Source organism: Ferrimonas futtsuensis DSM 18154, assembly GCF_000422645.1.
GTDB lineage: Bacteria > Pseudomonadota > Gammaproteobacteria > Enterobacterales > Shewanellaceae > Ferrimonas > Ferrimonas futtsuensis.
In genome coordinates, this window is record NZ_AUGL01000010.1 from 171,354 (window position 1) to 184,140 (window position 12,787).

9 protein-coding genes and 1 pseudogene are annotated in these 12,787 nt (G+C 59.9%); 7 read left to right on the top strand and 3 right to left on the bottom strand.

The genetic code is table 11. The features are described from left to right. Positions 1-82 precede the first annotated feature (82 nt). Positions 83-1,309: a sodium/glutamate symporter gene (gene gltS / locus G505_RS0109035; protein ID WP_028109263.1), complete on the top strand. Its 1,227-nt coding sequence runs from the start codon at positions 83-85 to the stop codon at positions 1,307-1,309. A gap of 62 nt (positions 1,310-1,371) precedes the next feature. Here the strand turns inward: gltS and G505_RS0109040 are convergent, their stop codons facing one another. Further along, the gene (locus tag G505_RS0109040; RefSeq protein ID WP_028109264.1) at positions 1,372-3,048 is read right to left on the bottom strand and encodes a methyl-accepting chemotaxis protein; all 1,677 of its coding nucleotides are present in this window, start codon (positions 3,046-3,048) and stop codon (positions 1,372-1,374) included. A gap of 586 nt (positions 3,049-3,634) precedes the next feature. On the opposite strand from G505_RS0109040, the gene G505_RS0109045 reads away from it, so the two are divergent. Both G505_RS0109045 and G505_RS0109050 read left to right on the top strand, forming a co-directional pair. Further along, positions 3,635-4,132 (top strand): RDD family protein, encoded by a 498-nt coding sequence (locus G505_RS0109045; protein ID WP_028109265.1) that lies wholly within the window; start codon positions 3,635-3,637, stop codon positions 4,130-4,132. Positions 4,133-4,187: 55 nt separating this feature from the next. Continuing rightward, entirely contained in the window at positions 4,188-4,433 is a 246-nt protein-coding gene (locus G505_RS0109050; protein WP_028109266.1) for a GlsB/YeaQ/YmgE family stress response membrane protein, read from the top strand. 72 nt (positions 4,434-4,505) lie between these two features. Here G505_RS0109050 and lptG read toward each other — a convergent pair whose 3' ends face one another. Next, entirely contained in the window at positions 4,506-5,567 is a 1,062-nt protein-coding gene (gene lptG, locus G505_RS0109055; RefSeq protein ID WP_028109267.1) for an LPS export ABC transporter permease LptG, read from the bottom strand. Between the two features lie 2 nt (positions 5,568-5,569). After that, positions 5,570-6,670: an LPS export ABC transporter permease LptF gene (lptF, locus tag G505_RS0109060; protein WP_028109268.1), complete on the bottom strand. Its 1,101-nt coding sequence runs from the start codon at positions 6,668-6,670 to the stop codon at positions 5,570-5,572. A gap of 242 nt (positions 6,671-6,912) precedes the next feature. Here lptF and pepA point away from each other — a divergent pair, with 242 nt between their 5' ends. From pepA to G505_RS23040, 4 genes and pseudogenes are all read left to right on the top strand, one after another. Next, positions 6,913-8,418: a leucyl aminopeptidase gene (gene pepA / locus G505_RS0109065; protein WP_028109269.1), complete on the top strand. Its 1,506-nt coding sequence runs from the start codon at positions 6,913-6,915 to the stop codon at positions 8,416-8,418. Between the two features lie 145 nt (positions 8,419-8,563). Continuing rightward, positions 8,564-9,016 carry a DNA polymerase III subunit chi gene (locus G505_RS0109070; RefSeq protein ID WP_028109270.1) on the top strand — a complete coding sequence of 151 codons (453 nt, stop codon included), beginning with the start codon at positions 8,564-8,566 and terminating at the stop codon, positions 9,014-9,016. Between the two features lie 24 nt (positions 9,017-9,040). Next, entirely contained in the window at positions 9,041-11,887 is a 2,847-nt protein-coding gene (locus G505_RS0109075) for a valine--tRNA ligase (RefSeq protein WP_028109271.1), read from the top strand. A 251-nt stretch (positions 11,888-12,138) separates the two neighbouring features. After that, positions 12,139-12,787 (top strand): annotated as a pseudogene (locus tag G505_RS23040) (ISL3 family transposase); the annotation flags it as partial.

Here is a 12,787-nt window from a genome sequence, read left to right on the forward strand (position 1 = left end):
GTTAACTCGCCCATAATCTGTGCTAGCTTGGAGGGTGGTGCCAGTGAGGCGCCTCCATATTCCAAGGAGTCGGAGAACCAGTATGGACCTAGTCCTGGACGGCAACGTCCTCACCATCAGCCCCTTTTTCACCATCACCATCGGCATCTTCGTCCTGTTCGTAGGACGGCGCCTCAATGCCGGTGTCGGCTTTTTGCGGGAGTTCAGCATTCCGGAACCGGTCACCGGCGGTCTGCTGTTCTCTGTGCTGCTCACCCTGGTGTATGCGCTGACCTCCATCGAGGTGGCGTTCACCCTCAATGCCCGGGACGTCCTGCTGGTCTACTTCTTCACCACCATCGGCATCAATGCCAGCCTGGGGGACCTGCTCAAAGGGGGCAAGCCGCTGATCATCCTGCTGGCGGTCACCATAGGCTACATGGTGCTGCAAAATCTGACCGGCATCAGCGTCGCCGCCCTGTTTGGCCTGGGTGCGCCGGTGGGGCTGCTGGGCGGCAGCGTCTCCCTGATTGGCGGCCATGGCACCGCCATCGCCTGGGCCCCCTCCATCGGTGAACGCTTCGGCGTCACCAGCGCCATGGAGATCGGCATCGCCAGCGCCACCTTCGGCCTGATCCTGGCCAGCCTGATGGGTGGTCCCATCGCCAAATTCCTGATCTCCAGACACAACCTGAAACCCGCCGAGCATGAACAGCCTAACGTCGGCCTGGCGGATGAGGACGACAGCCGCATCGACGCCTTCGACTTCCTCGATGCCATCTACGCCATCCACCTGTGCATCATCGCCGGTTTCTTGCTGAACGAAGGGATACAACAACTGGGGCTGCAACTGCCCCTGTTCGTCACCTGCCTGTTTGCCGGCATCGCCATCACCAACCTGATGCCCAAAAACTTTCCCCGCATCAGCGGCAGCCAGTGGCCCGCCCGCAAACCGGCCCTGGCGCTGATCGCCGACATCTCCCTGGGCACCTTCCTGGCGATGTCGCTGATGAGCATGCAGCTGTGGACCCTGGTGGACCTGGCCGGTCCCATCTTCGCCATCCTCGGCGCTCAGTTCCTGGTGGCCATCGCCATCAACCTGCTGGTGGTGTTCCCGGCCATGGGCAAAAACTACGACGCCGCCGTGGTGTGCGCCGGTTTCGGCGGCATCTCCCTGGGATCCACCCCCACCGCCATGGCCAACATGTCGGCGGTCTCCCACAAGTACGGCAACTCCCAGCTGGCCTTCATCGTGGTGCCGCTGGTGTGTGCCTTCTTCATCGACCTGGCCAACGCCCTGATGATCCCCTACTTCCTGAACAACTTCTAAGGGGATACAGATATACAAAAAGCCCCGCTAGGTAGCGGGGCCTTTTTTAACGGTGCAGCGGGTTAGACCTTGAACTGGCCCACCAGCTGTCGCAGCTTCTGACCGGACATCCCCAGTTGGTCGGAGATCTGGGCAGACTCCTCGCTGGCGTGCACCAGCTCGCCAACGATGTCGCGAATGGCCACCATGTTGCGGTTGATCTCCTCGGTCACCGAGCTCTGCTCGGTGGCGGCGGTGGCGATCTGACTGGTCATGTCGTTGATCTCATTTACCGCGCCGGAGACCGCATTCAGGCTGGTGGTGATCTCCGAGGAGGAGCTCACCGTGATCTCACAGTTCTGCTGGCTGTTGCTCATGGTCTCTACCGCCTTGGATACAGACTGATGCAGCTCATCCAGCATCTCCTTGATCTCCAGGGTACTGGTCTGGGTACGGCTGGCCAGGCCCCGGACCTCATCGGCCACCACCGCGAAGCCGCGACCCTGGTCACCGGCCCGGGCAGCCTCGATGGCCGCGTTCAGGGCCAGCAGGTTGGTCTGATCGGCGATGTCGCCAATCACCCCGAGGACACTGTGGATCTTAGTGGACTGCTCATTGAGGCGGTCGATGTGCTGAGCCGCCAGGTCCACCTCACCCACCAGGGCGTTGATAGAGGTCACCGAGTGGCCCAGCTTGTTCTGTGCGGTGCCGGCGTCGTCGGCGGCGGCCTGGGTAGCGTCCGCCACCTGGTTGGCGTTACCGGCAATCTGGGCGGCGGCGGTGCTCATCTCGGTCACCGCGGTCACCACCTGCTCGGTCTCATCGTTGTGAGTGGCCAGCTGACGGCTGATGGTGCCGGTCTGATCGTTGATGCTGTCCACCGCCATGCCCACCTGCTCGGTGGCATCGGCGACTTCGCGGATGGTCTCCTGCAGCTTGGAGGTAAACTGGTTGAACGCTTCACCGAGCTGGGCAATCTCATCCTGGCCTTTCACCTCCAGGCGCTTGGTCAGGTCACCCTCACCCTGGGCGATCTCCTGCAGGGTCACCAGCATGGCGTTCACCGGTGCCACGGTGCGGCGGGAGACATAGATGATGGCGATAATGGCCAGGGCCATGATGCCGAGGGAGATCATGATGTTGGTCAGGGTCTCCTCCTGGGCACGGGCTTCGGCGTCCACACGGAAGGCATCCACCGCGGCATCAATCTCATCCACGTAAACACCGGTACCCAGCCACCAGCCGTATTCATTCAGCGGCTCAACCCAGCTCACCTTCTCCACCAGCTTGTCGCTGCCCGGTTTCTGATAGAAGTAGGAGGAGGTGCCACCACCGGCCTTGGCGGCGTTGATCAGCTCGACGATGAAGGGGGTGCCATTGGGATCTTTCAGGTGGATAAGGTTCTTGCCCTCAACCTCAGGTTTGAGGGCGTGGAACATGTTGGTGCCTTCCATGTCGTAGAGGAAGAAGTAGCCGCCGTCGCCGAATTTCACCTGGGTCAGGGTGTCACGCACCACATCCAGGGGCTCCCTGTGGGGCTGTGCCTTGATCTGATTACGGACGGTGCCAATGGCGATGGTCACCGCGTCTTTTACCTGGGCCATCTTCTCGTGGCGCAGGTCTTCGGTAAAGGTCGCCACCTGCTTCTCAAGGGTCTGTTCCTTGAAGTAAATGGAGCCTGCAGTCACCACCACCAGGGTAATCACCAGGGGCAGGGTTGCCAGGAGCAACATCTTTCCCATCAATCCGAGTCGCTTCATATATCTTCTCCACCTACTGCAGCAACTGATTTAGTTACACGGCCGACAAAATGTCGAGAGAGCTCTCTCGGAGACGGCCAATTGGGGTGATCCATTCGACAGAATGCATCTAAATCTCGAACACGGTTTATGTGACTGATTTAAGACGATTCAATGCTGGGCACATCCTTGATATCGGCCAGTGAACTCCATTCTTGACAGAGATCCAACCAGCCAACTTGCCCTTCTCACGGGGCGCCCAGGCGAAGCAAAAATCAATTATTTCTATTTCAGTGAGTTACAGAAAACGCATTGTACAAAGGAAAAGCGACTTAACTTCGACTTAACTTAATGCCGAAATAAAGATGCAATTCACCTGCATCATTTTTGCACAAACATCAATAGAGTGCATTAACTGGGTAACAAGAATGTCACGTTTTTTGTGCGCCGCAACCACCTCAACTTCGACGCAAGTTCGGGATCACGGAATTAGCCATTACCCCGGCAGGGTCACACTTTCTTACGATAAAGCGAGAGATTTATCACAAACTGCGTAACCCCCTCTTTCTCTGGTAAACTGCCGCCAGAACTCGAAGTAGGACACATTATGCATCCCCACGCCAATGCCCCCAGAGCCAGCCTGAAACGCCGCCTGGCCACCCTGATCTACGATACCCTGGTCGCCCTTGCCATCTACATGGCGGTGGGCGCCCTGTTCTTCGCCCTATTCGGCATTCTGGTGGCCAACGGCATGGTGGATACCCTGGGGCAGGAGCACGCCGTCGACGTCCTCCAGCACAGCGCGTTCTGGACGCTGATCAATGAGTTGTTCAAGTTGGGCGGTGTCATCGCCTTCTTCTGCTACTTCTGGCACAAGTCCGGGCAAACCATCGGCATGCGTGCCTGGCGGCTGAAGCTGCAGAACACCGACGGCAGCCTCATCAGCTGGCAACAGGGCCTGGTGCGCACCCTCACTTCCGCCTTTGGGCTGATGGTCCTGACCATGCTGCTGAGCTCAGACAAGCGCGCCCTGCACGACAAGTGGAGCCACAGCGAAATGGTGGAATTGACCCTGGAGCAAAATCGGGCTCGCATGGGCTCCTGATAGGGCTATGCTGAAAGGTGGCGCGCCATTGGCGCGTCGCACCTTAGGAGGTCCCATGGTGATCCTGACCTGGATGGTGGCCGGCGTACTGGTAGGCGGCTGGGCACTGTGGACTCTTAGAGGCACCCGGGGATGTGGCCCCTCTCTGACAATTGGTTTGGCCGTTGGAGGTGCCATTTTTGGTGGCTATCTAACCCAGGTGTTTCAGATTACAGCCGGCGATAGTGTCGGACTTTTGGGAACCATGATCGCCCTGACCTGTGCTGTCATGGTAATGATCGCCTACCACAAAATGACGTAAATCCAAGAGGGAGCCCCGGGGCTCCCTCTTCCAGTTCTGGCCCGGCCTGTGTTGGCCCTGGCCGGGATGGGGCTATCGCCGCTGCAACAGATAGATGGCCACACCGGCAAACAGCATGGAGGGCAGAAACGCCCCCAGGAAGGGCGGCAGGTTGGCCACCAGGCTCATGGGGCCGAAAATCTCGCTGGCCAGATAGAAACTGAAGCCGGTCACCACCCCCAGCAGGATGCGCGCCCCCATGGTCACGCTGCGCAGCGGACCAAAGATGAAGGAGAGCGCCAACAGCATCATCACCGCCACGGTCACCGGCTGCCCCACCTTACGCCACAGCGCCAGCTGATAGCGGGTCGGGTCCTGCTGGTTCACCTTGAGGTAATCCAGGTAATCCAGCAAACCGCTGATGGAGAGCGACTCGGGGTGCACCGTCACCACCTGCAACTTGTCCGGCGTCAGGGTGGACTTCCAGCGATCCTGTTCCCGCTCGGTCACCGTCACCTGCTTCTCCTCCATCAGGGTGTCGGTGATGTCGATGATGCGCCAGGCATCGCCGTCAAACACCGCCTGTTTGGCGAAGGTCACCTTATCCAGATTGCGGGACTTGTCGAAGTGGTAGATGGTGACGTTCTGCAGATGACCGGTATCCTGCACCGTGCCGATGTTGACGAAACTGTCCCCATCCTTGGCCCAGGAGCCGCGGGCCCCCCCAATCAGGTTGCCTCCGGAGATCTTTTGCGCCTTCATCTCCCGGGCGGTGGCCTCGGACGCCGGCGCCACGTACTCCCCCACCAGCATGATGGTCAGCATCAAGGGTACCGCGGTCTTCATTACCGACAGGGTGATCTGAAACTTGGACATCCCCGCCGCCTGCATCACCACCAGCTCGGAACTGGAGGCCAGCATGCCGATGCCGATCAGGGCGCCCAGCATGGCGGCAATGGGGAAGAACATCTCGATGTCCCGGGGCACCAGGAACAGCACGTAGAGGCCCACATCGAAGATGTCGAAGTCACCACGGCCGACGTAGCGCAACTGGTCCACAAACTTGATCAGCCCGGAGAGACCAGCCAGCACCAGCAGGCACAGGGCCGAGGTGTTGATGATGGTGCGGCCGATGTAGAGGTCGAGGATCTTGATCATCACTTGGCCCTCACCAGCTTGGCGGCAATCTTCTTGCCGGTTGGCCGGCCCTTGCCGACCAACACCACCCCAATCACCAGGGCCGCCAGGTGGATGCCCCACATGCCGATGGCAGCCGGGATCACCTGATCCTCAATCGCCTTGCGGCCAGCCATCATCAGGGCAAAATAACCCAGGTACATCAGGATCGCCGGCATCATCTTGGCAAATTTCCCCTGACGCACATTGGTGCGGGCCATGGGCACCGCAATCAGGGTCAGCAGGGGAATGGCGATGGGCACCGCCAGCCGCCAGTGGATCTCCGCCCAGGCGTGGGGCGTGCCCTCGTCCAGCAGCTGCTGCATGGAGTAGGCGGACAGCTTACGCCGCTTCTTATCCACCTCCTGCTCGCGGATCTCCATCTGATAGGTATCGAAGCCTATCTGATTGGACTCGGGGGAGCCGGCCACCATGTTGTAACGGGTTCCCTCACTCAGCTGCAGTCGCTGGGAGCCGTCACGCTCCTCCACCATGGCGCCGCCGTTGGCCATCACGATGGAGGTTTCACTGTCCGGCTGATCATTGGGGGGCAGCATGGCCACGAACACGTTCTCCAGCTTGCCCTTAGACAAGCCTTCCACGTAGATCACCGCCTTGCCGTTGGACGCCTGCTGGAACCGGCCCTGCACCAGGGCCGCCAGCCCCGCCTCGGACTCGGCCTTCTCCAGCACCTGGTACTCCGTCTCCTTGGCCCAGGGCGCCACCTTGATGGAGATAAATCCGGAGACGATCGCCATGATCAGCGCCAGCACCAGGGTCACCCGGGTGACGTACCACTCGGACACCCCCACGGCGTGCAACACCGTCATCTCACTGTCGGCGTAGAGACGGCCGTGTGCCAGCAGGATCCCCAGAAACAGGGAGAGCGGCAAGATAAGCGCCAAGAGTTCGGGCATATTCAGCGCCACCAGGGTGGTGATCAGCTTCCCAGGAAGCTGACCTTCGGCGGCGTCCGCCAGGATGCGAACGAACTGTTGACTTACGAAAATGGAAACCAGCACGGCCAGCACGGCAATCTGTGCTCTGAACGCTTCCTTCAACAAGTAGCGAAAGATAATCAAAGTCTGTGCTCAACTAGCAAACTTGTAATTTCTCTGGAAACGAGACGTTATTTAAGTAAACTGGTTACTTTCAGATGTTTTTGTAACCAGCCCGGGCCCTTATCCCCTATTATTTAAGGGGGCAACATCGGGACGGACCCCAGTTTAGCAGATGGAGTTCCGCAATGATGCTGTCAGGAGCCGATAAAGGGGCCATTATCTAACAATTCATACGCTTTGTCTTTACGAAACCGGGAGATGGCATGGAGTTCAGTGTAAAAAGCGGTAGCCCAGAAAAACAGCGCAGCGCCTGCATCGTTGTAGGTGTATTCGAACCGCGCCGCCTGTCCGCTGTAGGAGAACAACTGGATCGCATCAGTGACGGCTACATCAGTAACCTGCTGCGCCGCGGCGATCTTGAAGGAAAACCCGGTCAAATGCTGCTGCTGCACCACGTACCCAATGTGCTCTCCGAGCGGGTACTGCTGGTCGGCTGCGGCAAAGAGCGCGAACTGGATGAGCGCCAGTACAAGCAGATCATCGCCAAGACCATCAACACCCTCAACGAAACCGGCTCCATGGAAGCGGTGTGCTTCCTGACCGAGCTGCACGTGAAGGGCCGCGACACCTACTGGAAGGTGCGCCAGGCGATCGAGACCACCCAGTCCACCCTCTACACCTTCGACGCCCTGAAGAGCAAGAAGGATGAGACCCGACGCCCTCTGCGCAAGATGGTGTTCAACGTGCCCACCCGTCGCGAGCTGACCGTGGGTGAGAAAGCCATTGCCCACGGTCTGGGCGTGGCCGCCGGCAGCAAGATGTGCCGCGACGTGGCTAACATGCCGCCGAACATCTGCAACCCCGCCTACCTGGCCAGCCAGGCTCGCCAGCTGGCCGAGCAGTACGACAAGCTGCGGGTCGAAGTGATCGGCGAAGAGCAGATGGCCGAGCTGGGGATGAACTGCTACCTGGCCGTGGGCCGTGGCAGTGAAAACGAGTCGATGATGACCGTCTGCCACTACCAGGGCGGCGCCGAGGACCAGCGTCCCATCGTGCTGGTGGGCAAGGGCCTGACCTTCGACTCCGGCGGCATCTCCCTGAAGCCTGGCGAAGGCATGGACGAGATGAAGTACGACATGGGCGGCGCCGCCGGGGTACTGGGTACCCTGAAATCCGTGTGCGAACTGGATCTAAAAGCCAACATCGTCTTCATTCTGGCCGGCTGTGAAAACATGCCCGACGGCAAGAGCTACCGCCCCGGTGACATCCTCACCACCATGTCCGGCCAGACCGTGGAGGTGCTCAACACCGACGCCGAAGGTCGCCTGGTGCTGTGCGATGCCCTCACCTACGTGGAGCGCTTCGACCCCGAACTGGTGATCGACACCGCCACCCTCACCGGTGCCTGCGTCATCGCCCTGGGCAAGCACGCCTCCGGCCTGCTCTCCAACCAGAACTCCCTGGCCCACGACCTGCAGCACGCCGGTGAACAGTCCGGTGACCGCTGCTGGCGCCTGCCCCTGTGGGAGGACTATCAGGAGCAGCTGAAGAGCCCCTTCGCCGACATGACCAACCTGGGTGGTCGTCCCGCCGGGACCATCACCGCCGCGGCCTTCCTGTCCCGCTTCACCAAGAAGTACAGCTGGGCCCACCTGGACATCGCCGGTACCGCCTGGGAAAGTGGCGCCAACAAGGGCTCCACCGGTCGCCCCGTGCCGCTGCTGACCCAGTTCCTGCTCTCCCGCACCGGCGAGCTGGACGTGGAATAAGGCCTTGGGCCGGACCAACTGAAAAAGGCGGGGACTTCCCCGCCTTTTCTGTTTCTGTCGCCGCCGCGACGCGATAGAATACTCCGTTCGCCCTTTGGGGCTGAACTGACGACCCCAAGTTGAACAGGCCCAGGAGCCGAACTGCATGGCCAACGCCACCTTCTATCTTATCGATGCCAACGCCGACGGCGCCCTCGACGCCCACCTGAGCCTGGCCTGCCAGCTCGCCGCCGACTGCTACCGGCAAGGCAAGCCTGTCTACCTCCACTGCGAGGACCAGGCCCAGGCAGAGCAGATGGATGAGACCCTGTGGCAGTTCGACGCCGACCGCTTCGTCCCCCACAACCTGGTGGGAGAGGGTCCCCGGGGTGGCGCACCGGTGGAAATTGGCCATAATGGCCAGTTCAGCTCAAAAAAACGGCCGGTTTTAATCAACCTGGCCGCCAAAGCGCCCCAATTTGCGGTAGAATTTGCGCAAATTTTCGATTTTGTCCCGGCTGCCGACGATGCCAAGGTCCTGGCCCGTGAGCGTTACCGCGCTTACCGCCAGATGGGGGTGGAACTGACCACCCAGGACCTGGCTGCGCAGCCGCTTTAGTTTTCACTGAATTTCGGAACACCCATGGATAAGACTTACAACCCCAACGCCATCGAACAGCGCCACTATCAGCGCTGGGAGAATGCCGGGTACTTCAAGCCCCACGGCGACACCAGCAAAGACGCCTACAGCATCATGATCCCGCCGCCGAACGTCACCGGCAGCCTGCACATGGGCCACGCTTTCCAGGACACCATCATGGACACCCTGATCCGCTTCCAGCGGATGGAAGGCAAGAACACCCTGTGGCAGGTCGGTACCGACCACGCCGGCATCGCCACCCAGATGGTGGTAGAGCGCCAATTGGCCGCTCAGGGCGTTACCCGTCAGGAGCTGGGTCGTGAGACCTTCATCGACAAGGTGTGGGAGTGGAAGGCCGAGTCCGGCGGTACCATCACCAAACAGCTGCGTCGTCTGGGCGCCTCTGTCGACTGGGACCGTGAGCGCTTCACCATGGACGAGGGCCTGTCCAAGGCGGTTCAGGAGGTGTTCGTTCGCCTGTATGAAGACGACCTGATCTACCGCGGCAAGCGCCTGGTGAACTGGGATCCCAAACTGCACACCGCCATCTCCGATCTCGAAGTAGAGAACAAGGAGAAGAAGGGCTTCATGTGGCACTTCCGCTACCCTCTGGCCGACGGCGCCAAGACTGCGGAAGGTCAGGATTACATCGTGGTGGCCACCACCCGTCCTGAAACCATGCTGGGCGACACCGGCGTGGCGGTAAACCCGGAAGACCCTCGCTACAAAGATCTGATTGGCAAAGAGATCATCCTGCCTATCGTCAATCGTCGCATCCCCATCGTCGCCGACGAGCACGCCGACATGGAGAAGGGCACCGGCTGCGTGAAGATCACCCCGGCCCACGACTTCAACGATTACGAAGTGGGTAAGCGCAACAAGCTGCCGATGATCAACATCCTCACCTTCAACGGCGACATCCGCGACGCCGCCGAGGTGTTCGACTTCAACGGTGAGGCGTCCGACGTCTATACCACCGACCTGCCAGAGAAATACCACGGCATGGAGCGTTTCAAGGCGCGTAAAGCCGTGGTGGCCGAGTTCGAAGAGCTGGGCCTGCTGGAAGAGATCAAAGACCACGTCCTGCAGGTGCCTTTCGGCGACCGTGGCGGCGTGGTGATCGAGCCGATGCTGACCGATCAGTGGTACGTCCGTGCCGCGCCTCTGGCCAAGACCGCCACCGAAGCGGTAGAGAACGGCGACATCGAGTTTGTGCCAAAGCAGTACGAGAACATGTACTTCAGCTGGATGCGTGACATCCAGGACTGGTGCATCTCCCGTCAGCTGTGGTGGGGCCACCGTATCCCCGCCTGGTACGACGAATCCGGCAAGGTCTATGTGGGCCGTACCGAAGCCGAAGTGCGTTCTGCAAACGGTCTGGCGGCCGACGTGGCCCTGCGCCAGGACGACGACGTACTGGACACCTGGTTCTCCTCCGCCCTGTGGACCTTCTCCACCCTGGGCTGGCCGGACAACCTGGAAGATCTGAAGACCTTCCACCCCACCGACGTACTGGTAACCGGTTTCGACATCATCTTCTTCTGGGTTGCCCGGATGATCATGATGACCATGCACTTCATCAAAGATGAAGACGGCAAGCCCCAGGTCCCGTTCAAGACCGTGTACGTCACCGGCCTGATCCGTGATGAAAACGGCGACAAGATGTCCAAGTCCAAGGGTAACGTCCTGGATCCCCTGGATATGATCGACGGCATCGATCTGGAAGCCCTGGTTGAGAAGCGCACCGGCAACATGATGCAACCTCAGCTGGCCGCCAAGATTGAGAAGAGCACCCGCAAACAGTTCCCCGACGGCATCGCCCCACACGGCACCGACGCCCTACGCTTCACCCTGGCCGCCATGGCCTCCACCGGCCGTGACATCAACTGGGACATGAACCGCCTGGAAGGCTACCGCAACTTCGCCAACAAGCTGTGGAACGCCAGCCGCTACGTGTTGATGAACACCGAAGAGCACGACTGTGGCTTTGGCGGCGGCGAAATGGAGCTGTCGCTGGCGGATCGCTGGATCCTGGCCCAGTACAACGACACGGTGAAGAACATCCGTGATGCGATGGAAGGCTACCGTTTCGACATCGCCGCCAACATCGCCTACGAGTTCACCTGGAACCAGTTCTGTGACTGGTACCTGGAGCTGACCAAACCGGTTCTGCAATCTGGCAGCGAAGCCCAGCAACGTGGCACCCGCCACACCCTGCTGACGGTGCTGGAAGGGATGCTGCGGATGCTGCACCCGTTGATGCCGTACATCACCGAAGAGATCTGGCTGACCGTTTCCAAACTGTGTGGCATTGAGGCGGAAACCATCATGCTGCAGGAGTTCCCAAGCTTCGACTCTGCCCTGATGGACGCCGACGCTCAAGCGGACCTGGAGTGGGTGAAGCAGTTCATCGTCGCGGTACGTAACATCCGAGGCGAACTGAACGTGGCACCATCCAAGCCGCTGAACGTGCTGCTGAAGAACGCCTCGACTCAGGATCTGGCTCGCATCGAGACCAACAGCACCTTCCTGACCAAGCTGGCGAACCTGGAGTCGATCACCGAGCTGTCTGGCGATGCGCCCATGTGCACCACCCAGCTGATTGGTGAGATGGAACTGCTGATCCCCATGGCCGGTCTGATTGACGTGGAAGCCGAAATGGCCCGCATCGACAAGCAGATCGCCAAGCTGGCTCAGGACGCCGAGCGGGTTGAGAAGAAGCTCTCCAACCAGGGCTTCCTGGCCAAGGCCCCCGAGGCCGTGGTCGCCAAGGAGCAGGCCAAGCTGGATGAAGCCAAGCGCGACATCGCCAAGCTGGAAGAGCAGAAGCAGCAGCTCAGCGCTCTGTAAGCCCTAGCCTGAAAACAGAAAAGCCACCCTAAGCGGTGGCTTTTTTATGGTTCTTCGCACATTAGCGGGAACTAGATACGAAAACGGCTGGAAAGGTTATTGTTTAGTCGCCAAACACAAACAATCACCACCAGCCGTTCTCGATGCAAAAGCTTACCTTGCCTATCTCACCGTGGGAAGGGTTTTCCCCCACTCATACTGAGCTCCACCTCGATACTCTTACCATCCATTTAACCCCCACGGGCCCCGGTCGATGTCGCTGTGGCCAAGCTGTCAGTCGGGTTCACGATGTCACTCTCCGCACTATTCAGGAGCGTGATGTTTTTGGCTACCAGACTTTGCTGTCTGTACCACTACGCCGACTACGCTGCCCTAATTGTGGCGTAGTCACTGAGAGCCTCTCCTGGCTGGAGCCCCATGCTCGCCAGACCAACCGACTTACCCTGTACGTCGAACAACTGCTTAAGCGGATGCCCATCAAGCACGTTAATGAGATGACCGGTTTGCACTGGCACACCCTCAAGCGGCTGGACATACGGCGTCTGACTCGGGAGGTCACCGAGCCGGACTGGAGCAAGGTACGACGTCTGGTCATGGACGAATTTGCCCTGTTCAAGGGCCACCGCTACGCAACTGTCATCGCCGATGCCGACACCCACCAGGTGCTGTGGGTTGGAGAGGGCCGTAGTCGAGAGGCGATACGACCGTTCTTCTTGAAGCTGGGAGAGCACTGCCAGCACATCGAAGCGGTAGCCATGGACATGAATACCGCCTTCGACCTGGAGGTGACGATGCACTGCCCCAACGCCGAAGTGGTCTATGACCTTTTCCATGTGGTGGCCAAATATGGCCGGGAAGTGGTGGACCGGGTGCGAGTGGACCGAGCCAATGAACTGAGGC